This is a genomic window from Algibacter sp. Ld11 (assembly GCF_045066735.1).
Taxonomy (GTDB): Bacteria; Bacteroidota; Bacteroidia; order Flavobacteriales; family Flavobacteriaceae; genus Algibacter.
On record NZ_JBISHH010000023.1, the window covers coordinates 77,849 to 103,784 of the forward strand.

A 25,936-nucleotide genomic window follows, 5' to 3' on the forward strand; every position below is an offset into this window, starting at 1 on the left:
CTTAAACTTTTGTTTTCTTAATAATAATCTTAACTATTTTTTGGCATTAAAATTGCTAGTATTATTCTAGTTTTGAATTAATTAATATTCAGATATGAAGAAACAATACTTTTTAATATTTTTCGCTTTATACACTTTGCTTGTATTTACCCCGTTTGATGCTCAAAACAAAAATGCTTTTTTTGAGGCTAAAGATAAAATTGAAGGTCTGAGTATTTATCCAAACCCAGTTGCTACGCAACACGATGTAGTTTACATATCATCAAAACAAAACTTAACCAAAAATATCAAAATTTTTAGTGTATTAGGCAAACAAGTCCTTTCCACGAAACTTGTTGGTAAAGCCTTAAATATTTCTAGATTAAACAAAGGCGTTTATATTTTAAATATCACAGAAAACAACATTAGTGAAACCCGCAAGTTGGTCATTCAATAAAATTAAAACATACACATATATAATAGCGTTACCAATTGGTGGCGCTTTCTTATTTTATATACTTTTGCCTTTATTAAACTAATAGCACATTGATAGATAAAAAAGCCATTTTCAACATTAACTCTCCAGAAGAGTTTCAAGCTGTGGCTCTAGACGTTTTTAAATATCAGTTTAAAAACAATAGAGTTTACCGTTCATTTTGTGATTTATTATACAAACACCCTACCGACGTAAAGAGCATTAACGACATTCCTTTTTTACCTATCCAGTTTTTTAAAACACGAGATATTTTAAGTTCTAAAGATGATGTAAAAACAATATTTACAAGTTCTGGAACTACAGGAAGTGCAACAAGCAAGCACTTAGTAACCGATTTAAGCGTTTACGAGGAAAGCTTTAATAAAGGCTTCCAACATTTTTATGGACCTATTGAAGATTATGTGATTTTAGGCCTACTCCCTTCTTATTTAGAACGCGAAGGATCTTCGTTAATATATATGGTGGATGCCATGATTTCTAAATCGAAACATGCTGAAAGTGGGTTTTACTTAAATAACATTTCTGAATTAAAAAACACATTATTAAAAGTTGATGCCGAGAAAAAAAAAGTGTTACTTATTGGAGTTTCTTTTGCTTTACTAGATTTAATTGAAATGCATCAATTTGATTTAAAAAACACTATTATTATGGAAACTGGCGGTATGAAAGGACGCCGAAAAGAGTTAATTCGAGAAGAATTACACAAACAACTAAAAGCAGGTTTTGGTGTTGACCGTATACATAGTGAATATGGCATGACGGAATTATTAAGCCAAGGTTACTCTCAAGGCAGTGGCACCTTTAAATGCCCTAACTGGATGAAAGTATTAACGCGAGATACTGAAGATGCACTAACCATAACCACAAATGGTAAAGCGGGAGGAATTAACGTTATTGACTTAGCAAATATTAATTCTTGCGCCTTTATTGCAACCCAAGATTTAGGCAGACTAAACCCAGACGGATCTTTTGAAGTTATTGGACGGTTCGACAACTCTGATATTCGTGGCTGCAACTTAATGGTTTTATAACCTCAAAAAAAAATGTAAGTAATTAAAAATATAAACGACTGAACCTTTGCTAAGAAAAAGAATGATTAGTAATAAATTTGGTTAATCTATTAAGCCCGACGTAAAAATCGGGCTTTTATTCTTAAATAAGTAAACTAATCGATCGAGAAACTATCTCGATCATTTAAAAATTTAAACTTATTCCTGTAAGCTTCTACATGACGTTTTTCTAAAGTAACTATTTTAAATCCTTGTTCATTCTCTGCAAACGCCGATATTTTATTCCCTAAAACATCATACACAGCAGAATGCCCTGTATATTCACTATTAACACCATCTACGCCAACCCTATTAACTCCAACACAATAACTCATGTTTTCTATAGCTCTTGCTTGTAATAAAGTATCCCAAGCAGAAATTCTAGGCTTCGGCCAATTGGCGACATAAATTAAAACATCATAATCTTCGGTGTTTCTTGCCCAAACTGGAAAACGCAAATCGTAACATATTAAAGGGCAAATTTTCCAACCTTTATAATCTATTATCACTTTTTCGGCTCCTTCAGTATATATTTTTTCTTCACCAACTAATGTAAACGCATGTCGTTTATTATAAACAGTAATTTGACCTGAAGGTTCTACAAACAATAATCTATTGTAGTACTTCTTGTTTTCTTTAATAACCAAACTCCCTACAATTGCTGCGTTTTTTTCCTCAGCAATATCAAGCATCCATGATACAGTTTTACCCTGCATGGTTTCGGCAACCATTTCGGCATTCATGGTAAAACCACTTGTAAACATTTCAGGCAGTATAATTAGATTTATACTGCCTGAAATTTGCTTTATTTTTTCTGTAAACTGTTCACGGTTTGCTTTAGGATTTTCCCAAATTAAATCTGCTTGAATTAATGCAACCTTAAGTTCATTTTCCATACCGTGACATTCGTTTTATAATTTACGCTTTGTTTTTTCTACTTTTTCTCTAAGCTTTTCAATTTTCTCTAGAGACTTCTTTTCATCAACCGGAGACAATTTACCTTTATTTTTTAACTTTTCGTATTTAGCAACGGCATCTTTATGCTTTTTTCCTGCCTTGTCAAAATTAGATTTTGCTTTCTCTTTAGCTTTCAACGCTTTTTCAGCTTTCTTCTGTTCTTTTTGAGCATTTTTTAATGCTTTTTCTTGCTCTTTTTTTGCCTTTTCTTCCTTTTTAACAGCTTTCTCTTTTGCTTTTACTTGCGCCTCCTCTGCTTTAGCCTGTGCTTTCGCTTTTTCTAATTCTACTTTTTTAACACTATATGCATCTTTTATATGCTTCTGATCTTCTAGAGATAATGTTTTTGTCACATCTTCACCATCTTTTAAAATCTTCTCCCCTTTAACTTTGTAAGTTGATTCTTTAAATACAACCTCCTGGGCATTAATGGTTAAACAAAATCCAAATAAGATTAGCGCTACAAATATATTTTTCATAATTATTTTATTTTAAGTTTTTATAAATAGTGTTATATTCTTTTATTTTTGCTTCTAAGTCTTCAAAACGGCCTTGCCACTTCTCTTCATCACTAGGCGATAGCTTACCTTTTTCCTTTAGTTTGTTATACTTTTCTTGCTTACTCGCTAATTTCTCTTTAGCCTTTAAAAAATCGTCTCGTGCATCTTCTATTGCCTCTTGTTTTTCTTCTATTTTCTTTTGACTTTCCTCCAAAGCCTCTTGTTTTTTCTTAGCTTTCTTTATGATCTCCTCTACCTTTTTCTGCTCTTTCTCTAGCTTTTCTTTTTTATCTTCAGCAATACGTTCTGCTTCTAAACGTTTTTTTAACGTGGCCTTTATATCTTCTTTCTCGTTTTTCGATAGCAACTCTGTAACATCTTTACCGTTACTGTAAAAGTTATCATTTTTCACTTTATATACAGCTCCTTCTTTCATTACAACTCGTTCTCCACTTCCGCAAGACATGCATAAACCTATCAATGCTATCGGAATTATTTTTATCATCTTCATATTCTTTATCTTTTTTAAGATTCTCTTCTTTTTAGACACAAAATTAAGGGTTAGTCACGGGCTTAACGCGCTTTTAACAAAAGTATAGTGTATTGATTCACATACTTTATGCAATACGGCGATATACAGCACATTAGCTATTTAGAACATGAGAAGCGTATACTAAAATAAAGTAGTAATAAGCCACACTAACTAAAAGGTGAGAATTATTTTTACATTAAATATCTAAAAGGAAACCTTTATCATGGATTAAACTAAACTATTTCCATTTTCTTCAATAAGAAGGATGCATTCATATTTTTACAAACACCATTTTTTAGCGTGTAATCAAAATGAAGCTCGTCGTTTATAATTTCAGCATCGAAATAGTAATTTTTCACCTGAGGTAATTCTTTTTCAATTTCACATAAACTTAAATCGTGTGTAGCAATAATTCCTGTAGCGTTAGAAGCCACTAATTTTTCTACAAATTTACGAGAGCCAATAGCCTTATCGGTACTATTTGTTCCTTTTAAAATTTCATCTAAAATAATAAAATAGGGTTCTTTTTCAATGGCATCTACAATATATTTTAAACGTGTTAATTCTGAAAAGAAATACGAACTATCATCGGTTAAAGAATCTGTTGTACGCATACTTGTAATCAATTTTACAGGCGAATACTCACTTGCTTTAGCGCAAACAGGCAAACCGACATTTGCCATAACAATATGTAAAGACATGGTACGTAAAAAAGTACTTTTTCCAGCCATATTTGCACCAGTAACAATAAAAAACTGTTCGTTTTCCATGGTAACATCGCTATCTACACGCTTGTTTTTATTTAATAAAGGGTGCCCTAAGCTTTTCGCTTTCACGATAGCGCCACCTTTAACTATTTTAGGAAAAACAAACTCTGAATGATTAAAATGGAAGCCACCCAAAGAATTGTAAGCATCAAAAAAGGAAACCACCTCAAACCAATCTTCAACTTTATCTCCAAATTCATTTATCCATTTTTCAATACGGTAACTGTTTTTAATATCCGATAAGAATAAACCATTTGCAAAAATGGCAGAAATAATATTGTTTCTATTATCCAAAGCATCCAAACCTTTAGACAACTCTTTAAAAATTAATGATGCCTTTTTATGTTCAGATTGAATTTGCTCTTGCTTTTCTTGAAGTAATTCGGAAGTAAACGTTTCATTTTCTATTAAATCCAAAAGCATAGCATACTGCCTAAACGTATCTTTTACTTTATCAGCGCCAGATGATAGCAGATTTACTTTCTTCACATACAAACCCGTAAACCCTAAACCGATAAGCAACCAATACCCAACAAGTTCCTGGCTCACCATTTCTAATATAGTTAAACCAAATAACAATACCGAAACCATGGTAAACACAAGCGGTAACCACTGCATTGCTTTAGGTAAAAAGGTTTTGTAGTTTTTTAGCCAACCCACAATATGCTTAGCGGATGTTTCTGTATCAATTAAGCTAGAATTTGCCGCATAATACTGACGCCATTCTGGTTTATTACTTAATTCTTCTATAGCCTTTTGGCGAGAAACAATTGCTTCTTTATTGTTTGCTTTCAGTAATTCGGCAAGTTTTTCTTGACCTTCAAGAATGGTGGTTCTATTCATAAACTGAAAAAACGATCCACGACCAAATAAGTCAATATCTAAACTGTAAAAATGATTGGGGTCTTGAAACTGTAAACCCGCATCCCGATTATGGAAATTACCAGCTTCAATTTCAATTTCTTCTTCGTTTATAGATACAAGTGCTTTATTAAAACTATGCACACGCTTAATATTGTTGTACTTTGATAGTAAAAAAAGAAAAATCACAATCCCCAAAACAGCAATAACTAAAGCTACTTGCCAATTTTGGAACGTAAAATAAATACCAAACCCCATAGCCACAAACACCAATAACCTCAGCATACTAAGGGTTATCATTTGCTTATGTAGCTTTTGCGCTTCGGTTTTGTATTTTTCTAGATGTTCTTTGTAGTATGCTATATTATTTACTCTCATTTTATTTAATTGAAAAGGTAAAGAAACAAAAAAGCTCCGAAGTTTATTTTTCAGAGCTCTCTTTTTAACTAAGTTTTAAATTACATTCAAAATTTTAAAACCATTTATATATTATACTTAATCTCTAGACATAAAAATTCGTAATATATACCAAAACAGTAACATTAACGAAGCAAATAAGCCAAGAGCCGCAGGAATATAATCTTCCACACCATATTTATTAACTAAATTAGATGTTTGGTATAAAATAGATCCAGCTGCTAAAAGACACATACCTACCGAAAACCAAAGTCCTAAATTAAAGCCAAAAATACTTCCGGCAATAACTAAACCTATAGCTATAAAAAAACCTACAGTTAAACCTGCTCTTAAAAATGAAAAATCTTTTTTAGTCACAAAAACAATAGCCGATAAACCAGTAAATAACGCCAAGGTTACAATTGCTGCTTGATTTAAAATAGCTGGCCCAGATTCCATATAGAATGCAGCCATATAAATAAGCGGCACAAAAATAAAAGCTTCCGCTAAAATGTAAATACCATAAGCTAAATACTGTTTATTCTTATCGGGAGTTTTAAGCGCCATACCTTCGGCGTAATTGGTAATAAACATAAAACCACCAAGCATAATTAACCAACGCCAACCCTGCGTCATCGATAATGCAAACTCCACAATAGTATCACTTTGTAGTAATAAATATTCAAAAAGAATAAATACTAAAACACCACCAGCAACATGCGAATATGTTTTTTTGTAAAAAGAGACTCTATCAACTTCAGAGAGCTGACTTACCATTAACTTATTATTAAATGTTTGATGCATAAATTTGGGTCTAAATTGATTTATAAATTATTTATAGGTATGTATTAATCTCTAGAGCCTCCAAAAACCTGAAAAGCCCAATATACCAAAGATGCCAAAGAGCCTATTGCAGCAACTAAATATGTTCTAGCTGCCCATTTTAAAGCATCCTCAGATCCTGCATATTCCTCTTGAGATAACATGTTTTTGTTTTTTAACCAAGCCAGAGCTCGGTTACTAGCATCGTATTCTACAGGTAAGGTTACAAAACTAAATAAAGTTGCAAACCCCATCATTACCAATCCGGCAACAGCTACCCAATACCCCAAACCTAAACCAGCTGCTGCTCCTAACATTAAACCTCCAATAACAACCCATTGAGATATATTAGATGTAACACTAACAACAGGCACCAATTTAGAGCGCATCCCTAACCACTTATAAGCTTGAGCATGTTGCACAGCATGTCCACATTCATGTGCTGCAACAGCTGCTGCTGCTGCGTTACGTTGGTTGTAAACAGATTCGCTTAAGTTTACCGTTTTATTTTGTGGGTTATAATGATCTGTTAATTGCCCTGGTGTAGAAATCACCTCAACATCTCTAATACCATTATCTGCTAACATTTTTTCTGCAATCTCTGCACCACTCATGCCATTTCGCAAGTGTATTTTAGAGTATTTGGCAAACTTCCTTTTTAAGGTACTACTCACCAACCAGCTCACAAGGCTTATGGCTCCTAATAATATATAATATCCAATCATTTTGTTTACGTTTTAAAATTCTAATGTAAATATATCAAAAATAAAGCCAATTCTAATTTGTGCTAGTTTGTCAGTTACATTTTAGTCTAATAAAGGCATAAATCTAAATAAACTCGCTTAACAAAAAAATGGTTAACTTCGTTTTGTACCAAACTTCAACAATCTTATCCATTAAAATGAAAATACTACTTACAGGCTCAACAGGTTATATTGGCAAACGACTCATTCCTGTTCTAGTTGAAGCTGGGCACGAAGTTATTTGTTGCGTTAGAGACCCAAAAAGATTCAATCCACCACAATCCTTAGCAAAAAGCATTACAGTACTCCAATTAGATCTTTTAGACAAAGCCTCTTTAGAACATATCCCAAAAGATATTGATGCGGCTTTTTATCTAGTTCACTCTATGTCTTCGGAAGGCGATTACAAATCTTTAGAAGAAACATCGGCTCAAAATTTTAGACAAGCTCTTAAAAACACAAACGTAAACCATGTTATTTATTTAAGTGGTATTGTTAACGAAACCGAACTTTCTAAACACTTAAGTTCTAGAAAAAATGTTGAAATTGAACTTGCGAAAGGCGATTACAATTTTACGGCTTTACGTGCCGGAATAATTATAGGTTCGGGTAGTGCTTCTTTTGAAATCATAAGGGATTTAGTTGAAAAACTCCCTGTTATGATAACTCCAAGATGGCTTAACACAAAATGTCAACCTATAGGCATATCTGATGTTATGGCTTTTTTATCTAAGGCGCTCTTTAATCCAGAAACCTATAATGCGAATTTTGATATTGGCGGTCCAGACATTCTAACCTACAAAGAGATGCTTTTAAATTTTGGAAAAGCCCGGAACTTAAAACGTTACATTTATACGGTACCTGTAATGACGCCCAAACTATCATCTTATTGGCTTTATTTTGTAACCTCAACCTCATACAAACTCGCAACATCTTTAGTGCATAGTATGAAAGTAGAAGTAGTTTGCCGAGACAATCGTATTAACGACATTCTAGGCATTAAACCCTTAAGCTATAATGAAGCATTAAAACGTGCTTTTAGTAAAATTGAAAACAACGAAATTCTTTCGAGTTGGAAAGATGCTTATTCTAGTAGTGGATTAAACTTCAATATATCAGAATTTATTAACGTGCCTTCCTATGGTTGTTTTAAAGATAGTAGAAGTAAAACTATAGAGAACCGAGAGGTTTCCATAAACAAAATTTGGGCTATTGGAGGAAATACAGGTTGGTATTATGGTACATGGCTTTGGAAAATTAGAGGCTACATGGATAAATTATTTGGAGGTGTTGGATTAAGACGCGGACGAACAAACCCTATAACCATAAATGTTGGAGATTCTATAGATTTTTGGCGTGTTTTATATGCCAATAAAACTGAAGGCCGCTTACTTTTATTTGCCGAAATGAAGCTCCCAGGAGAAGCTTGGCTAGAATTTAAAGTTGTTGACGATAAGCTTATACAAACCGCAACATTTAGACCGCTTGGCTTAGCAGGTCGATTATACTGGTACGCCGTTTTACCTTTTCACGGATTTATTTTTAAAGGTATGCTGAAGGCTTTAACAGAATAAGGCATTATAAAAAAGATTTACATACAACCAAAAAAACCTTCTTATACTAACAAACCTTTCTTTATTGCATGAACTTAGAAGATATAAAAAGAAATTACGAAAACTTTGATGATGAAAAACTAATAGAAATAGCCACCAAAGACATAAAATCTTTAAGAAAAGAAGTGTTACCAATTCTTGAGGCCGAATTACAAAAAAGAAATATTTCGTTGGCAGATGAACAAGAAAAAAACACAAAAAAGAACAACACACAACAGGAAAACAAAAAACAAGGAAACAAAAACGACATATTTACAAAAGAGAATATAGCCTTTATGAACTCTTTTGAAATTCCACATATTTTAAAAAATGGAAAAACATACTACGTTAATAGTAATATTACTTATATCTTCTCAATTTTACTAGCTGTATTTATTGTTTTGTTCTTGTTTAAATCGCAATTTGGTGGTGGAATTAAATTAATATTATACACGATTATTGCATCGGTATTATTTAAAATGTTATTGAATAAACTAAACTTCGGAAAAATAGCAGAAGTACAACCTTCTAAAATTATTTTACCCAAATACCCCACTGTTAATTTTGGAATGTTTAGAATATTTATTCTCCTTAGGATAGCCTTAAATAATTTAGGAAGCTATGAGTTTAATTTTAGAGACATTTCTAATGTTTACCAAAAAAATAAAATTACAAATAAAGGGTATTATCTAGATATCGTTAATAGCACATCGAGAGAAACTACAAGTCACAGAGTTTTTCTTGAGGTTCTTTCTGAGAATGATAGAAACCAAATACTAGAAATTATAAAACAGAAATCGGGTAATTTAACTTAAAAACACTGTTTTTATAGTTAAAACATAACCACAGCCTAAACCCGCGTTAGGGATAGAACGGCCTGTTTGAGCTCCCGACCTTAGGAGGAGCGAGTAGTGAAAGCCCGACCCTTTTCGGGTAACGCCCAAAACATTTAGCACAAAAAAAATCTGGTTCTAGACGTGATGCTAAAACCAGATTTATTATTTGTATTTAAAAAGAAATTATGCTGTTTCTAGCTCCATATCGAAAGCTTCGGCTATTTCTTTATACACTATTTTTCCTTTTACAATGTTTAAACCCTTAGCTAGTGGCGCACTGCTTTCGCATGCTTTCTCCCAACCTTCGTTTGCCAATTTAATTACATATGGCAAAGTTACATTGGTTAACCCCATAGTTGATGTATAAGGCACAGCTCCTGGCATGTTTGCCACGGTGTAATGTACAACCTCGTCTATAATATAAGTTGGATCTTGGTGTGTTGTTGGGTGTGTAGTTTCGAAGCAACCACCTTGATCTACAGCCACATCTACCATTACGGTACCTGGGCGCATTTCTTTTAGCATATCGCGTGTTATTAATTTTGGCGCTTTTGCTCCTTTTAATAATACACCACCAATAATTAAATCGGCATCTGCTATGTGTTTACGGATGTTGTATTCACTAGAAAACTCGCTTACTACGTTGTTTGGCATAGAGTCACTTACGTAACGTAAGGCCTTCATGTTTATATCCATAATAGTAACTTGCGCACCTAAACCAGAAGCCATTTTTGCGGCTTGGTAACCAACAATACCTGCACCTAAAATAAGTACTTTTGCTGGTGGCACTCCTGGAATTCCGCCTAGTAAAATACCTCGACCTTTAATTGGTTTCTCTAAGTATTTTGCTCCTTGTTGCACAGACATACGACCTGCAACCTCAGACATTGGAATTAAAAGCGGTAAGGACCCATCGTTATCTTCTACAGTTTCGTAAGCAATACATATAGATTTATTCTCTATCATGGCCATAGTTAATGGCTCACTAGATGCAAAATGGAAATACGTAAAGACCACTTGGTTTTCCTTAATTAACTTGTATTCTGGCTCGATAGGTTCTTTTACTTTTACTATCATATCGGCAATATCGTAAACAGCTTCTATGCTATCTAAAATAGTCGCACCTGCCTCAATATATTCTTCATCAAGAAAACCACTGTTAAAACCTGCATTTGTTTGTATATAAACTTCGTGGTTTCTTTTGGTTAATTCGAAAACTCCAGAAGGTATCATACCAACTCTGTTCTCGCTATTTTTAATCTCAATAGGAACTCCAATTTTCATGTATTAAGCTTTTTTATAGATTTAAACTAAAGCAAAATTAATACAAAAATTTTAATATTATAATCAAAACTGACTTATTGTTAATATATTTTCACCTAAAACACGCGAACACCAAAAAATATGTAATTCACATCAATTTAATAGGAAACCGCCTTTTTGATTAAAACAGCTCTAAAAACACTCATTTTTAATTCTAATTGATAAAAAAAGACTCGTTTTTTTGAAAATATAGAAATTTTGAATGATTTTGCTTTACCCAATTTTAAGCTTATTTTGACTCGTTTTATATTACTTTTTTTTATGTTTAATTTTAAGAATTAAAATCATTAAACATAGTACTGAGGTAATTACATTAGCAATTACCATAGATAAACTTTTTAAATAGAAACCATAAACCAACCAAAGTAATACACCAACAAACATGGCTAAAAACATGGTTAATGATACTCCTTCTACATCTTTAGTTTTATAGGCTTTATACACCTGCGGAACAAATGACGCAGTCGTTAAAGTGGCTGCAACCAAACCTACTATTTCCATGGGTTGAATTTCGAACATAATTTTTACGAGATTGTACTATTTGAGTTAAACTAAAAAAGCCACCTTGTAAAATAAGATGGCTTATTTCTATATGTTATTTGGACTTAGCCAACAATGTTTACAATTTTACCTGGGACTACAATTACCTTTTTAGGTGTTCGGTCGCCTAACTGTTCCTTTGTTTTTTCGTGTGCTAAAACGGTTTTTTCTATCTCTTCTTTGCTCATATCCATTGGTAACTCTAAGGTAAAACGCATTTTCCCGTTAAAGGAAATAGGATAGTTTTTACTGCTTTCTACCAAGTGGCTGGCATCGAATGCTGGAAAAGCCGCTGTAGAAATAGATTCGCTATTCCCTAATTGGTTCCATAACTCTTCTGCAATATGTGGCGCATAAGGTGATAACAATACCAATAATGGTTCTAAAATAGCTTTAGATGTACATTTTTGAGTTGTTAACTCATTAACGGCAATCATAAACGTTGAAACTGATGTATTGAACGAGAAATTCTCGATATCTTCTTGAACTTTTTTAATAGTTTTATGAAGTGTTTTTAAATTGTCTTTTGTTGCTGCTTGGTCTGTAACTTTCAATCCGTTATCATCCACATACAATTTCCAAAGTTTTTTAAGGAAGTTGTGCACGCCTGTAATTCCGGCCGTATTCCATGGTTTGTATTGCTCAAGTGGCCCAAGAAACATTTCGTATAAACGCAGACTGTCTGCTCCGTAATCTGAAACAATGTTATCAGGGTTTACGACGTTGTATTTCGATTTCGACATTTTTTCGACTTCGCGGCCTACTTTAAAAGTTCCATTTTCTTCATAAATAAATTCAGAATTCTTATACTCTTCTCTCCAATTCTTAAAAGCTTCAGTATCTAATTCATCTGAAGAATTCACAAAAGCGACATCAGCGTGAATACCCTGACGCAATTCAATTTTAAATTCATCAAGACTTTCAATTATCTTATCATATGATTTCATAGAATTCTCAGTTTCTGGCTTATATTTTACAATTAACTCCTTAAGAAACTCTTGATCATTTGCACGATTTTCTGAAACCAATATATTTGATTTTACATCATAAGCTCCTGACATATAACCAGGACTTCCAAATTTTCCTTTTTCATATTTAAAACCATCAAGTCTTCTTACAAAAGCACTAGTCCCCAAAATCATTCCTTGGTTAATCAGTTTCTTAGCAAACTCATCAACAGGCACAACACCTTTATCGAACAAGAATTTCTGCCAAAAACGAGAATATAGTAAATGTCCGGTAGCATGCTCGCTTCCGCCAATGTATAAATCGACATCTTTCCAGTAATCCATCGCTTCTTTACTCGCGAATTCTTCGGTGTTTGTAGAATCCATATAGCGGTTAAAATACCAAGAACTCCCTGCCCAACCTGGCATAGTGTTTAATTCTAGCGGATGGATGGTTTCATTATCGATTAAATCGTTTGAAACCACTTCATTTTTATTAGTGTCCCAAGCCCAAACGGTAGCATTACCTAATGGAGGCTCGCCGGTTTCGGTTGGTAAATATTTTTCTACTTCTGGTAATGTAATTGGTAAATGTTCGGCAGCAATCATTTGTGGCATACCATCTACATAATATACCGGGAATGGCTCGCCCCAATAACGCTGACGACTAAATACAGCATCGCGCAAACGGTAATTGGTTTTTCCTTCACCTTGCCCTATTTTTTCTAATTCGAAAATAGCACGTTTAGTAGCTTTTTTATAGTTCATGCCGTCAAGGAAATCACTGTTCCCGATAACGGTTTTTTCTTTATCTGTAAAGGCTGCTTCCGAAATATCGGCACCATCAAAAATATTAATAATTGGAATATTGAAATGATTCGCAAACGCATAATCTCTTTCATCTCCGCAAGGCACAGACATAACTGCTCCGGTACCATAACCCGCTAAAACGTAATCGCCAATCCAAACCGGAATAGGTTCTTTAGTAAACGGGTGCTCGGCATAAGCTCCTGTAAATGCACCAGAAATGGTTTTTACATCGGCCATTCTATCGCGTTCGCTACGCTTTGCTGTTGCTAAAATATAGGCATCTACCTCAGCTTTTTGCTCTGGCGTTGTTAATTGAGACACTAATTCATGTTCTGGAGCAAGCGTCATGAAGCTTACACCAAAAATAGTATCGGGTCTAGTTGTGAAGACATCAATAACAGCATTGCTATCCTTGACATTAAAAGTAACAGATGCTCCAACCGATTTCCCAATCCAGTTACGTTGGCTTTCCTTTAGAGAATCTGTCCAATCAATTTTATCTAAACCTTGAAGCAAACGTTCCGCGTAAGCAGAAATACGCATACTCCATTGTGTCATTTTTTTACGAATAACAGGGTGACCTCCACGTTCGGATACACCGTTTACTATTTCATCGTTCGCTAAAACCGTTCCTAATTCTGGGCACCAGTTTACTTCCGTTTCGGCTAAATAAGTTAATCTATATTGTAATAAAATGGCTTGTTGTTCTTTACTTGTGTACCCCTTCCACTCGGCTGCTGTAAATGGCGCAATATTATCATCACAAACGGCATTTACTGTCGCATTACCTTCAGTTTCAAAAATGCTTACTAAAGTAGAAATATCTTCAGCTTTATCATTATCCTTATTAAACCAAGAATTAAATAATTGAATAAAAATCCATTGGGTCCATTTGTAATATTGAGGATCTGATGTTCTTACTTCACGAGACCAATCGAATGAAAACCCAATTTGATCGAGTTGACGACGGTATGTCGCAATATTCTCCTTAGTGGTAACCGCAGGATGCTGCCCCGTTTGGATCGCGTATTGCTCGGCAGGTAAACCAAAACTATCGTACCCTTGCGGATGCAATACATTAAAACCTTGGTGACGTTTGTAACGCGCATAAATATCGGATGCGATATACCCTAACGGATGCCCAACGTGTAAACCTGCTCCACTTGGGTAAGGGAACATATCTAACACATAATACTTTGGTTTTTCGCTTTGGTTTTCGGCTTTAAAAGTTTGGTTTGTTGCCCAATATTTCTGCCACTTTTCTTCGATTTTATTGAAATCGTATATCATCCTTATTTATTATTTTCGAATTACTACCAGGCTGTTTTTAAAACCGCCATATTCGGCGCAAATTTACGGTTTATAAATCAACTTAAAAATCTTTTATTTTTATAAGTTAAAACAGATAAAAAACATGCTATTTCAAAGAGATACATTTACTTTTGCACGCTAAAAACACAACTCTTTGAACGCGAAAATCTACAAAGCCCATTTTGCCCTTTTTGGCGCCAATGTTATTTACGGACTAAATTACATAATCGCCAAAGGTATTATGCCTCATAAAATTAGTCCAACAGCCTTTGTATTTATTCGTTTGGTTTGTTGTGTTGTACTTTTCTGGGTACTCAAATTTCTATTTGTTAAAGAAAAAGTAGAACGTAAAGATTTTTTTCGCTTAGCCATTTGTGGTTTACTAGGTGCAGCAGCAAACATGCTCTTTTTCTTTCATGGCATTAATAAAACCTCGCCCGTAGACGCCTCTATTATTATGACGATTACACCCGTTTTGGTATTTATTTTTAGCTTTTTTATTTTGAAAGAACGCATGACAAAGAATAAATTTATAGGCACTGTTATTGCCGGTGTTGCTGCTATTTTTCTAATTGCATATGGCAATAAAGCGGAAGGCACAAGTTCGCTACTTGGTAATTTCTTGGTGTTTTGTAACGCACTTTCTTACGGACTTTATTTGGTACTTGCCAAAACTTTAATGAAAAAATATAATGCACTTACTGTTATTTGTTGGATGTTTTTGTTTGGTCTTCTTTTTGTTTCTCCGTTTTCAATTAAACCCATAATGGAAACCGATTTTGACGCCTTTACAACCAACACTTATTTAGTTATTGGGTTTGTGGTTTTATTTACCACCTTTACTACCTATTTACTTAATTTGTATGCGCTAAACCACGTAATGCCATCCGTAACTAGTAGTTACATTTATTTACAACCAGTAATTAGTTTTATAATGGTAAGTATTTATGCTTTTGTACTAATGAAAGCGGAATACGCACAAGATATTAACCTTGTAAAAATACTAAGCTGTATTATGGTCGTTATTGGCGTTTATATTATTAGCAAACCACCTAAAAAACTAGTATAACATGCTTTTATTTTAAATGAATTGATTGTTAATAGCAACAATTTCAATATGTTTCTGTTTATATAAATGAAGATTGCTTATTCTTTATTATTTTTACAGCATTAATCACCACCTTTTATGAGTTCATCTTTTGAAAAACATCAAAAACGCAGACTAATTTCATCGTATTTCTCTGTAGTGTTAAGTATTGCTTTAGTATTATTTTTACTAGGCTTGCTAGGTATGTTGGTATTAAATGCTAAAAAAGTATCCGATCATTTTAAAGAACAAGTGGTGCTTACCATTTATTTGAAAGATTCGGCTAAAGATGTTGAAACCAAACAGCTTGAAAAAAGTTTGGCTATGGCCGATTATGTAAAAACAACCGAATACGTATCTAAAGAACAAGCTGCCGAATTTATGAAAGCTGAAAACGGCGAAGACTTTATGGATTTTGTTGGTTATAACCCATTGCAAAACTCGATTGATGTACATTTAAAAGCCGATTTTGTAACCTCGGAACATCTGGAAAAAATTTCAGCGGAAGCGTTAAATAAAAACTTTGTAGAAGAAGTGACTTATGATAACGACCTAGTAAACCTCATGAACGACAACGTTAAAAAAATTAGTTTTTGGGTATTAGTCATCAGTGGTATTTTTACGCTTATAGCGGTATTATTGATAAATAGTTCTATCCGTTTGGCCGTATATTCTAAACGATTTACTATTAAAACCATGCAAATGGTTGGAGCAACAAAACGTTTTATTAGACGCCCATTTATATGGAAAAGCGTTCGTTTAGGTATTATTGGTGCTATTATAGCAATAATTGGAATGGCGGTTGTTCTTTATTATTTAAACAGAACTTTTGCCGAATTAGAATTACTAAGCAACCCAATTTTAATAGCCATTCTATTTGGTGCCATTTTTGGTCTTGGTATTTTAATAACTTGGATAAGCACACATTTTGCAACACAGCGCTTCTTGAATTTAAAAACGGACGAACTGTATTATTAGGCTCAAGAAATTTAAAACAACATTAACAGAAATTCTGAATTAATTCTGTTAATTTGCAGCACTTACAAACATTATGGAAAATAAAAAACAAAAAGAAGTAGCAAAAGCCACCTTTGTATTTGGCAAGAAAAACTATAAATTCATGTTTATTGGTTTAGCAATTATTGCTCTTGGTTTTATTTTAATGTCTGGTGGTGGTAGCGACGACCCTGCAGTTTTTAATCCAGAAATTTTTAGTTGGAGACGTATACGTTTAGCACCAATGCTAATTCTTCTTGGGTTTGGCATTCAGGTTTATGCTATTTTATTGAATCCTGATAAAAATTAAATTTTTAGTATTTAATAATGTTATTTCTACTATCGTGGAAATAATAGGTTTATAAACAAAAGCGCCTTTCTATAATTGTTGAGCAAACTTTTTAGCCATTTTTTCTACATAATCTTTAGAATTTCTCATAGCGTCATTTAAATTCTTTGAATAATTAACAACGGCATCGGTATATTCTATGCCGAAATCTTTCGCTTTATTATTTTCTAAATCTATAGCCCCGCAAAAGGCAGCGACTTTTATTTGTTTCGCTTTCGCGGAAGATAGCACGCCCTGTATGGTTTTCCCAGACATGGTTTGTGTATCTAGCTTGCCTTCTCCCGTAATTATCCAATCGGCACCCTGTAATTGCTCATCAAACTGAGCTAAGTCTTTTATAAGCTCAATACCACGCTCTAAAGTGCCTTTTAAAAACACTTTAGAAGCTATACCCATTCCACCGGCTGCACCTGCCCCTTGAATCTCTTGCGCGTTTACACCAAAAACGGCTTGTATTATCTTAGAAAAAGATTTTAAACCCTCATCTAACAAAGTGATATCCCTAGTCTTCGCTCCTTTTTGGGCAGCATAAACATAAGCTGCACCGTTTTCACCATATAAAGGATTAGTAACATCGCAGGCTATTTTAAAATTGACTTCGCTAATATTTGGGTGTACGTTTGTAGCATCAATAGATTTGATATTTAATAAATTGATTCCCGTAGGTGTAACTTCTTTCCCTTTTTCATCTAAAAAACGATAGCCTAAAGCTGTTGCCATACCAATCCCACAATCATTAGTAGCACTACCTCCTATACCCAAAATAATGGTTCGTGCCCCTTTATTTATGGCATCCAAAATCATATCGCCAGTACCTAATGTGGTTGCATTTTTACAATCAAAATCCTTACGTTTTAGAAGTTTTAAGCCAGAAGCTTCCGCCATTTCAATAAAAGCTGTTTTAGATGTTTCAGCATATAAATAATTGGCTTTTATTGGCTGAAAAAACGGATTACTCACATCAACCTCAACCACATCACCTTTTAAGTAAAAATTAACCACTTCAATTGTGCCATCACCACCGTCGGCGAGAGGCAATTTTAAAATATCTACATCAGGATTCACGGCATTAACACCTAATTCTACCGCTTCACAAAACGCCATGCCGGTTAAAGAGTTTTTAAATTTATCTGGTGCGAGTACAATTTTCATAATCTAAATATTTAACTTAAAATTGAAGGAAGAAAAAAGCTTAAACCAAGTATAAAAACGAAAAACACTAGAAGTATATAAACCTCTTTAATCATAAAATCTTCTTTTTTAATACTCACATTAAAATTAGAAATGGTTTTTACTTTAGTTTTACTAGTTAATGCACTTACTACATAAGCTACAACCAGCGCGATGATAACGCCTGTAAAGTTTAACCAAATCCAAAAAATATTAAAGCCTAAATCGATATGAAACAACTCTTGAATTGTTTTTGAAAACATTAAGTTAATTAAAACTGCCGAAATAATACCCGCATTCATACCTATATGATTCACTTTTTTTGAAAAGAATGCTAAAAAGAACGTTACCAATACCGGACCATAAAAAACAGAACCGATAGCATTAATTATTTCTATAACGGCATTTTTACTACCCCCAAAAAGAAAGGCACTTGCAATACAAACTACGCCCCAAAACACAACAGACCCTTTTGAAATCATCATGTATTTTTTCGTACTTAATTTTACATCACCACGGTTAAAAAAATCTTCTACGGTCACTGCGGAAAGTGAATTAACTGTTGAACTTAAAGACGACATGGCCGCTGATAAGATACCTACCATTAATATCCCAATTAAACCATGTGGTAAATATTTAAGAATAAACACCGGAACCATTAAATCGGCTTTTATACCGTGCTGCGCAAATTCATCTGGAAAGTGTCTTTGAGTTGTATCTGCAATTTCAGTTAGAAAATCTGGAGCAAGTGTAATTAACCCACCAATTACTAAGCCCATGATACAATATACTAAAACAACCGGAAATCTTAAAAGCCCGTTGGCCAATAAAAGGCTTCTAATGGTTTTTTCGTCTTTAGCAGATAGCATACGCTGTGCTTGCGTTTGATCGCATCCATAATAAGACGCGTATAAAAAGAACCCACCAAGAATCATCGGTAATAAACCATATTCATTCCCTTCACCTACGCCTAAATTGTAATCGACAACTTTTAACCTTTCAGGATCGAATCCAGCTTCTAAACCACCGTGTTCTTGTAATAAATTCCATCCATAATACAGACATATAATTAAACCCGCGAATAAAATAATCATCTGTATAGCATCGCCCCAAACGACAGCCTTCATGCCGCCCTGCCACGAATAAATAATAGTAATAACACTAATAATTAAAATTGTGTAAACAAAATCGATATTTAATACAGCTTGCAGAATAATGGCAATAGTATAAACCATAACTCCGGTTCCTAATGCTCTACTTATTTGAAAAACGATACTTAGAATTAACCTTGTGGAGGTGCTAAAACGCTTTTCTACAAACTCATAAATACTAACAACCCCAGACCTGAATAAAGGCGGAATTATTACAATCATTATAAATATCATCGCCAACGGAACTGCAAATTCAAAGGTTAACCATTTCATGCCGCCATTTAATTTTAACCCTACAAATGCTGGGGCCGAAATAAAACTAATTGCAGAAAGCTGGGTAGCCATAGTTGAAAGACTTAAAGGGAACCAGCCCATGCTTTTGCCACCTAAAAAATAATCTTTCGAATCTTTATTGTCTTTGAAGAAAAAGCCCATTCCTAAAAAGAATACGATATAAAATATGATGATACTATAATCAAGCCAATTCATAATGTTAGTTTTTGTGGTTAGTTGGTTTATGCAATTAAGGGTTTTAATTTATAACTAAAACCCTTTATTTTCAAATGTCTTATTAGTTTGTTTTTTTTAAGATAATCGAAGCATTTTAATTAGTCGTTCAATAAATCTATAAGTAATGCGGCACTCCAAGAAAAATCGTTTCCTCCGTAACCTGCTTTTCCTTCTTTATGCATATCTTTTCGTGAATCAAAATACTCATAAAATCCATTTTTCTCAATAATTTCAATGGTATCTTGTTTTACGCGTTCTGCTATTTCAGAAAAACCATATTGCTTTAAACCTTTATATAGCATCCAGTTTAAATTTATCCATACAGGACCTCTCCAGTATTTTTTAGGGTTGAAACGCTCACTCGTTGGGTCGAAAGAAGCACATAAATATTGCTGATCTCCTCCAAATTTGTCCATCATAACTTTCACCATAGCATCTGCACGCTCTTTACTTGGAATGTTTGCAAATAAAGGTGAAAATGATGAAGATGATAAATAGCGCAGTGGTTTTTCATTCCGTAAATCGTAATGAATATAAGCACCTAGCTCCTTATCAAACAACTTATTATTAAAAGCTTTTACACTTTTATTTTGCCATTGTTTAAGTTGTTCCGCTTTAGAATAATCTCCCAATAATTCGTACAAATTAATTAAACTTTGATTCGATTTAATCAGTATCGCGTTAAACAAAGGGTCTTGTACTAAAAACGGTGATAATTCAGCTATTTTCTCATCGCTATAATTATGTTCTTTAGCAATATCAATAATGTATAAATAATGATCATATTCCCTTTTCGATGGTCTTTCAGCAGCATCAACATGTGTAGTATCTCGACGTTCGAAAGTATATTCTGGCGGATCCATAGTTTCCCAAATATCATCCCAAATAGGAGAATTATCGGTGCCTGACTCCCAGTTATGGTAAATATAAACTAAGCCCTCATTTTGCGGGTCACGCTTTGTAAAAAAGTAATTATGGTTATCGAAAACTTTATCGATGACTGTTTGAATATACTTTAATGTAGCCACTTTATTTTCACTTACTCTATACATTTCCTCTAAAACAAAACCTGTAACAGGTGGCTGTGTCATCCCTGTAGATTTATATTTTTTAGAAGATTGAGGATGTAAATCAGACCTATGAAAATCTGGTCCAGGAAAATACGTATCGGTATCTGTATGGAAAATAATATGCGGAATAAAGCCATTTTCCCATTGTGCGTCTAACAGTGTTGATATTTCTTGTTCTGCTTTTTGCATATCGAAATGTGCAAAACCAATAGCAATTAAGCCTGAATCCCAAAACCATTGAAATGGGTATAATTTTGCGCAAGGTATACTAAATCCTTCTTTAAAATTGTTGTTTAGAACTGCCTGAGCTCTCTCTTGTAATGCTTTCATATTTTATTTTTTTAAAAAACCCACCACTTAAACACTTAACCAATAAGTGGTGAGTAACTAAATTAACCTATTAACTAAAGGTTAAAACAAACTAAACGTTTAGAACGTTAACGTAGCGTTGAAAAATGCTCGTCTTGGTAATATTGGGCGACCAACAAAAAAGTCTTGTGTTGTTGATTGCGAAAATGCTCTAGGATCTCCTTCTGATAAACCTTGACTATCTCCTAAGTTATAAACTGAAAAACCAAATCTTAATTTTTTATCATCTTCAAAACCTATAGTGTATCCAGCACCAATTCTTAATACAGTAAAGCCATCTAACTCAACTAAATTGGCATCATCATTAAATTGGCTACCCCTAATGTTTGCTGAAGCAAAAGCATCTAACTTTTTATTATCGTAATCAAAACGTAATGTTGATAATGCAGTTGGCTGTCTTCTTAATTGCTTTCCAACATTTGCTCCGTTTGTAACATCGCCTTCAACTAAAACTACACCATCTACAGTACCGGATTGTAATACTGTTCTTTCATCTTTTTTAAGCTCGTGACCTTGGTATGTAAAGTTTCCGTTAAACGAAAGGTTTTCGGCAAACTTCCATAACCATGATACTTCCATACCAAGTGTTTTTGTGTCTTGAATTGTTTTTATTCCATCTACTGTCCCTATAGTTCCACCGTAATTTAATCTCTGAATAGCAACACGATCTACAAGTGTGGTGTAATAAGCGGCAAAGGTTCCAGAAAACTTACTGCTCCCATATTTTAAACCTGTCTCCACTTGGTAAATGTTTTCAGGCTTATAATCTCCTGCTATAACATCATTACTTATAACATTTATACTTCTAGTAAGCGGAAAAAAATACCCTTTAGACATGTTTGCATAAGCATTTAACTTGTCGTTAATTTTATAAAGTGCAGCTAAAGACGCAGCAAAACCGGTAGTATTTACCTCAGCTCTTCTGTATTCGCCTGTTGCATAACCCACATTTTGCAATGCAGAAGTTAAACCAGCATCTGTATACACTTGTTGCGTTGCTATACTTCCAATTTCTCTACTTGCTTTTTGATTTTCAACACGTAAACCAACATCAATACGCCATTTATCTAAAACCATCTCATCGGTTAAATAAAACGCAGTTCTATCTTGAGTAAGAAAAGTGGCAGCCGTACGTCCTAATCTCGCAGTTAATCCATTTTGTGCTAGAGTAACATCATTTCCATTAACATCAGTAAACGAAAGGTTTACTAACTCTGGAGCATCATTAAAAGCAGACAATGTTCTATACTGCCAGTTATTATCCTCTCCTTGCGAAGATGTTAAATACGTACCTAAAGTAATATTGTGCTCAACTTTATCACCAGCTAATTTTTTAGTAATACTAAACTCTCCTGTTAAGTCTGTAATAGGTCTGTTTCTATCAATATTTAAATTATCGATTACCCTATCGTTTGCAGCAAGCGCTGTTCCTCCAACGTAAGATGCATTAATATTTGTTGCACCACTATACCCATAAGCATCTAAATAATCACTTAAATTAGCAGGCGCATTTACAGTACCATTGGCAGCAACATATAATCCAAAATTGTTAACATAATCGGAAACTTTTACTTTAGAATTAATTTTCCAATCGTTTCCTAAGTCATAATCAAAAACACCCATAGCATAAAAACCTTTAGTATGTACACCATCTCCAATTGGACTTCTGTACTCTCCAGCAGGTGTTAAAAAACTAATATTTCTAACGTGAGAAGAATTTAATTGATAAACAGTTTCACCATCATTACCAGCTATTCGCTCTCTAGAATCACCATCCAATGGAAGACCTAATAAAAACTGTGCTTTATCATCAATAAACTGCGTATAGAATGTAAAAGATCCGTTTTCAAATTTCTTTTTCAAATTCCCTCTAAGTTGGTACCCTTTTGTTGGTAATCCAAAATCTAAAGGACCATCATCTTTACGCACAAATCCAGAAACAGCATAGTATGTATTGGAATCTTCGCCTCCTACTTTACCACCAGAATAAAACTCACCTTTTATTCTTCCTTTTGTAGCAACCTCAAAATTTATAATATTTTCGTCGTTAGTATCTCCTGTTTTCGAAATGTAATTCATTACACCTGCAGTAGAACCTGCACCATATAAAATAGAAGAACCACCACGTACAAACTCGACACCTTTAACACCTTGATCCACTTTAGCATACACATCACCAGCTGTAGAACTTAATCCATAACCAGCCAAAGTTAATCCATCATATTGTATTGGAGAAAAATCGTTCTGTCCTCCTGAAGGCAATCCTCTAACAAATATATTTGTAGCAGCTTCACCACCTCCACCATCGGCAACAATACCTGGAATAGACGCCACAATATCTGCTTGGCTATTCGCATTCAAGCGCGTTAATTCTTGAGCCTTTAAAGATGAAATTGAATTTGGTGTTTCTTTCTGAGACCTAAATGTAGAAGATGCCGTTAATACAACTTCATCTAAAGTGTTTCCACCTTCAACCATAACAAAATCCAGAGTCATTGCACCTCCGCTCAAGGTTACGGCTTGCCTTAACGTTTCATACCCTAAAAAAGATACGACAATAGTTTGAGCTCCAGAAGTGCTCGTGGTGAAACTATAATTACCATCAAAATCGGTAGTGGCTCCTGAAGAGCTTCCTTCAATTAAAACGTTTGCTCCAGTTACAGGAACACCCGAATTGTCTTTTACTGTTCCCGCAATGTCTGTTTGTGCAAACACTGTAGAAATACTAAAAACACATAGTAGTGTGTAAATTAATTTGGTCATAATATTTAGTTTTAGTTAATTTTTAACCAAATTTATAACGATATACACATAAAAAGTTCCAAAAAATTATCATATTTTCACGCAAACGGTTGCGGGAACGTTTGTTTTTTGTATATTTTTGATAAAAAGATAAAATTTAAATGAAAAAGCAAGCTATAACATTAAAAAAATTAGCGCAAATGCTTGGTTTGTCGACATCTACAGTTTCAAGAGCACTAAGCAATCATCCTGATATAAGTGAAGAAACTAAAGTGAAAGTAAAAAAGCTTGCTGATTCCTTAAATTATGTCCCCAACATCTTTGCACAAGGTTTTAGAAATAGAAAAACCAAAATTATTGGTGTGGTTGTGCCTAACATTACCCATTATTTTACAACAACCATGGTAAGGGGAATTTTAGAAGAAGCTGCTATTAAAGGTTATCGTGTTATTATTTCAGAATCAAACAACGACCCGATTAAGCAAACAGAAATGCTAAACACTATGCTACAATTTGGGGTTGATGGCATCTTGGTATCTCTAACTAAAATGACGCGAGATATAGATGATGTTTTAAAAATACTGAATAAAATTCCGCTTATTCTATTTGACAAAGTGTCGAATAAAATACCTTGTACTCAAATTACTATAAATGATGAAGAAGCTGCCCATGACGCTGTTGAGCACTTAATAAATATTGGCAAAAAACGTATTGCTATTATTAAGGAACGTGATTTCTCCTATACTTCAGAAAAGCGCTATGCAGGATACTTATCGGCTTTAAAAGAAAACCAATTAGAAATTGACGAGAAATTAATTATAAGCGTAGATGATATTTCAACTGACCATGGAAACCAAATGACAAACCATTTATTGAGTATAAAAAACCCGCCAGACGCTATTTTTGCAATTACCGATAGTGCTGCTATTGGCGTAATACAAACACTTAAAAAATTCAACATTAAAATTCCAGAAGAAATTGCTGTAGTGGGTTTTAGTAATTCAAGAAGGTCTACTGTTATAGAACCGAACCTTACAACCGTAGATCAACCCGGAGAAACTATTGGTAAAAATGCTGTAAAATATTTAATAGATGAAATTGAAAACCAAGAAGAGAGCGTATCGAATAAATTAATTGAAATAAAAGGAACTTTAATAATAAGAGATTCCACTTTTAAAGTTTAAAATTTTTAAAAGTTTATCCCTTTACTACTTCAATTTTAATATTTTTGCGCCATGGAAATAATAGATGCAATTATACTAGGTATTATTCAGGGACTTACCGAATTTTTACCCGTTTCGTCAAGCGGACATTTAGAGTTAGGAAAAGCCATTTTAGGCGATAACTCAGTACCCGAAGAAAGTTTACTTTTCACTGTAGTATTACACTTTGCAACAGCTTTAAGTACTATAGTTGTTTTTAGAAAAGATATTTTGAGCCTTATAACGGGAGCTTTAAAATTTGAGTGGAACGACGATTTACAGTTTATAGCAAAAATTGCAGTTTCCATGATTCCAGCCGTAATCGTTGGCTTATTTTTTGAAGAACAACTAGAATCTCTTTTTGGTGGAAATATTTTGCTCGTAGGCTGCATGCTTATTATTACTGCTGTTTTACTTTATTTAGCCGATAAAGCCAAGGACACCAACAAAAACGTAACTTTTAAAAATGCGTTTATTATTGGTATTTCCCAAGCTATAGCTATGTTACCAGGTATTTCTCGGTCTGGAGCTACTATTTCTACATCGGTTTTATTAGGAAACGATAAAACAAAAGCAGCTCGTTTTTCATTTTTAATGGTAGTACCTTTAATTTTTGGTAAAATTGCCAAAGATGTTTTAAGTGGTGATTTAACTTATGATAGTGGAAACTTTACAGCGCTTTCTATTGGTTTTGTAGCAGCATTTATTGCTGGGCTTTTTGCATGTACTTGGATGATTTCTTTAGTAAAGAAAAGCAAACTGTCATACTTTGCTATTTATTGCTTAGTTGTTGGAGTTATTGCTATTATTTACGCTTTATTAAATTAAA

At 33.7% G+C, this 25,936-nt stretch carries 22 protein-coding genes; 9 read left to right on the forward strand and 13 right to left on the reverse strand.

From position 1 onward, the window contains the following. The first annotated feature begins 94 nt into the window (after positions 1–94). Entirely contained in the window at positions 95–436 is a 342-nt protein-coding gene (locus tag ACJJV4_RS09720; protein ID WP_405293871.1) for a T9SS type A sorting domain-containing protein, read from the forward strand. Positions 437–525: 89 nt separating this feature from the next. After that, positions 526–1,506, forward strand: coding sequence for an acyl transferase (locus ACJJV4_RS09725; RefSeq protein WP_405293873.1), 981 nt, complete (start codon positions 526–528; stop codon positions 1,504–1,506). Positions 1,507–1,640: 134 nt separating this feature from the next. Here ACJJV4_RS09725 and ACJJV4_RS09730 read toward each other — a convergent pair whose 3' ends face one another. From ACJJV4_RS09730 to ACJJV4_RS09755, 6 genes are all read right to left on the reverse strand, one after another. Then, positions 1,641–2,420 carry an amidohydrolase gene (locus tag ACJJV4_RS09730; RefSeq protein WP_405293875.1) on the reverse strand — a complete coding sequence of 260 codons (780 nt, stop codon included), beginning with the start codon at positions 2,418–2,420 and terminating at the stop codon, positions 1,641–1,643. Between the two features lie 15 nt (positions 2,421–2,435). Beyond that, positions 2,436–2,960 carry a hypothetical protein gene (locus ACJJV4_RS09735; protein ID WP_405293877.1) on the reverse strand — a complete coding sequence of 175 codons (525 nt, stop codon included), beginning with the start codon at positions 2,958–2,960 and terminating at the stop codon, positions 2,436–2,438. 7 nt (positions 2,961–2,967) lie between these two features. Continuing rightward, positions 2,968–3,486: a hypothetical protein gene (locus tag ACJJV4_RS09740; protein WP_405293879.1), complete on the reverse strand. Its 519-nt coding sequence runs from the start codon at positions 3,484–3,486 to the stop codon at positions 2,968–2,970. A 260-nt stretch (positions 3,487–3,746) separates the two neighbouring features. Further along, positions 3,747–5,519 (reverse strand): MutS-related protein, encoded by a 1,773-nt coding sequence (locus ACJJV4_RS09745; RefSeq protein WP_405293881.1) that lies wholly within the window; start codon positions 5,517–5,519, stop codon positions 3,747–3,749. Between the two features lie 117 nt (positions 5,520–5,636). Continuing rightward, a complete protein-coding gene (locus ACJJV4_RS09750; RefSeq protein WP_405293883.1) occupies positions 5,637–6,341 on the reverse strand; it encodes a Bax inhibitor-1 family protein in 705 nt (234 codons plus the stop codon). Between the two features lie 44 nt (positions 6,342–6,385). After that, positions 6,386–7,084 carry a zinc metallopeptidase gene (locus tag ACJJV4_RS09755; RefSeq protein ID WP_405293885.1) on the reverse strand — a complete coding sequence of 233 codons (699 nt, stop codon included), beginning with the start codon at positions 7,082–7,084 and terminating at the stop codon, positions 6,386–6,388. Positions 7,085–7,260: 176 nt separating this feature from the next. Between ACJJV4_RS09755 and ACJJV4_RS09760 the strand changes: the two genes are divergently transcribed. Continuing rightward, positions 7,261–8,676 carry an SDR family oxidoreductase gene (locus ACJJV4_RS09760; RefSeq protein WP_405293887.1) on the forward strand — a complete coding sequence of 472 codons (1,416 nt, stop codon included), beginning with the start codon at positions 7,261–7,263 and terminating at the stop codon, positions 8,674–8,676. A gap of 68 nt (positions 8,677–8,744) precedes the next feature. Then, positions 8,745–9,509, forward strand: a complete 765-nt coding sequence (locus tag ACJJV4_RS09765; protein ID WP_405293889.1) for a hypothetical protein — start codon at positions 8,745–8,747, stop codon at positions 9,507–9,509. 204 nt (positions 9,510–9,713) lie between these two features. Here ACJJV4_RS09765 and ald read toward each other — a convergent pair whose 3' ends face one another. The 3 genes from ald to ACJJV4_RS09780 all read right to left on the reverse strand — a co-directional run bounded on the left by ald (position 9,714) and on the right by ACJJV4_RS09780 (position 14,440). Further along, positions 9,714–10,814, reverse strand: a complete 1,101-nt coding sequence (gene ald / locus ACJJV4_RS09770) for an alanine dehydrogenase (protein WP_405293891.1) — start codon at positions 10,812–10,814, stop codon at positions 9,714–9,716. A gap of 288 nt (positions 10,815–11,102) precedes the next feature. Beyond that, positions 11,103–11,372, reverse strand: a complete 270-nt coding sequence (locus tag ACJJV4_RS09775) for a SemiSWEET family sugar transporter (protein WP_405293893.1) — start codon at positions 11,370–11,372, stop codon at positions 11,103–11,105. An 86-nt stretch (positions 11,373–11,458) separates the two neighbouring features. After that, entirely contained in the window at positions 11,459–14,440 is a 2,982-nt protein-coding gene (locus ACJJV4_RS09780) for a leucine--tRNA ligase (protein WP_405293895.1), read from the reverse strand. 175 nt (positions 14,441–14,615) lie between these two features. Between ACJJV4_RS09780 and ACJJV4_RS09785 the strand changes: the two genes are divergently transcribed. From ACJJV4_RS09785 to ACJJV4_RS09795, 3 genes are all read left to right on the forward strand, one after another. Next, positions 14,616–15,530 (forward strand): DMT family transporter, encoded by a 915-nt coding sequence (locus ACJJV4_RS09785; RefSeq protein ID WP_405293897.1) that lies wholly within the window; start codon positions 14,616–14,618, stop codon positions 15,528–15,530. Between the two features lie 117 nt (positions 15,531–15,647). Continuing rightward, on the forward strand, positions 15,648–16,526 hold the full coding sequence (locus ACJJV4_RS09790; RefSeq protein WP_405293899.1) for a cell division protein FtsX: 879 nt from the start codon (positions 15,648–15,650) through the stop codon (positions 16,524–16,526). Between the two features lie 73 nt (positions 16,527–16,599). Next, a complete protein-coding gene (locus tag ACJJV4_RS09795; RefSeq protein ID WP_405293901.1) occupies positions 16,600–16,854 on the forward strand; it encodes a DUF3098 domain-containing protein in 255 nt (84 codons plus the stop codon). Between the two features lie 69 nt (positions 16,855–16,923). Here ACJJV4_RS09795 and ACJJV4_RS09800 read toward each other — a convergent pair whose 3' ends face one another. From ACJJV4_RS09800 to ACJJV4_RS09815, 4 genes are all read right to left on the reverse strand, one after another. Continuing rightward, positions 16,924–18,045 carry a glycerate kinase gene (locus ACJJV4_RS09800; protein WP_405293903.1) on the reverse strand — a complete coding sequence of 374 codons (1,122 nt, stop codon included), beginning with the start codon at positions 18,043–18,045 and terminating at the stop codon, positions 16,924–16,926. A gap of 11 nt (positions 18,046–18,056) precedes the next feature. Further along, on the reverse strand, positions 18,057–19,703 hold the full coding sequence (locus tag ACJJV4_RS09805; protein WP_405293905.1) for a sodium:solute symporter family transporter: 1,647 nt from the start codon (positions 19,701–19,703) through the stop codon (positions 18,057–18,059). Between the two features lie 119 nt (positions 19,704–19,822). After that, entirely contained in the window at positions 19,823–21,124 is a 1,302-nt protein-coding gene (locus ACJJV4_RS09810) for an MGH1-like glycoside hydrolase domain-containing protein (RefSeq protein ID WP_405293907.1), read from the reverse strand. A gap of 99 nt (positions 21,125–21,223) precedes the next feature. Next, entirely contained in the window at positions 21,224–23,926 is a 2,703-nt protein-coding gene (locus ACJJV4_RS09815) for a TonB-dependent receptor domain-containing protein (protein WP_405293909.1), read from the reverse strand. 140 nt (positions 23,927–24,066) lie between these two features. Between ACJJV4_RS09815 and ACJJV4_RS09820 the strand changes: the two genes are divergently transcribed. Together ACJJV4_RS09820 and ACJJV4_RS09825 are read left to right on the forward strand one after the other, a co-directional pair. Continuing rightward, a complete protein-coding gene (locus ACJJV4_RS09820; RefSeq protein WP_405293911.1) occupies positions 24,067–25,089 on the forward strand; it encodes a LacI family DNA-binding transcriptional regulator in 1,023 nt (340 codons plus the stop codon). Positions 25,090–25,140: 51 nt separating this feature from the next. Beyond that, positions 25,141–25,935, forward strand: a complete 795-nt coding sequence (locus ACJJV4_RS09825) for an undecaprenyl-diphosphate phosphatase (protein WP_405293913.1) — start codon at positions 25,141–25,143, stop codon at positions 25,933–25,935. The last annotated feature ends 1 nt before the right edge of the window (position 25,936 follow it).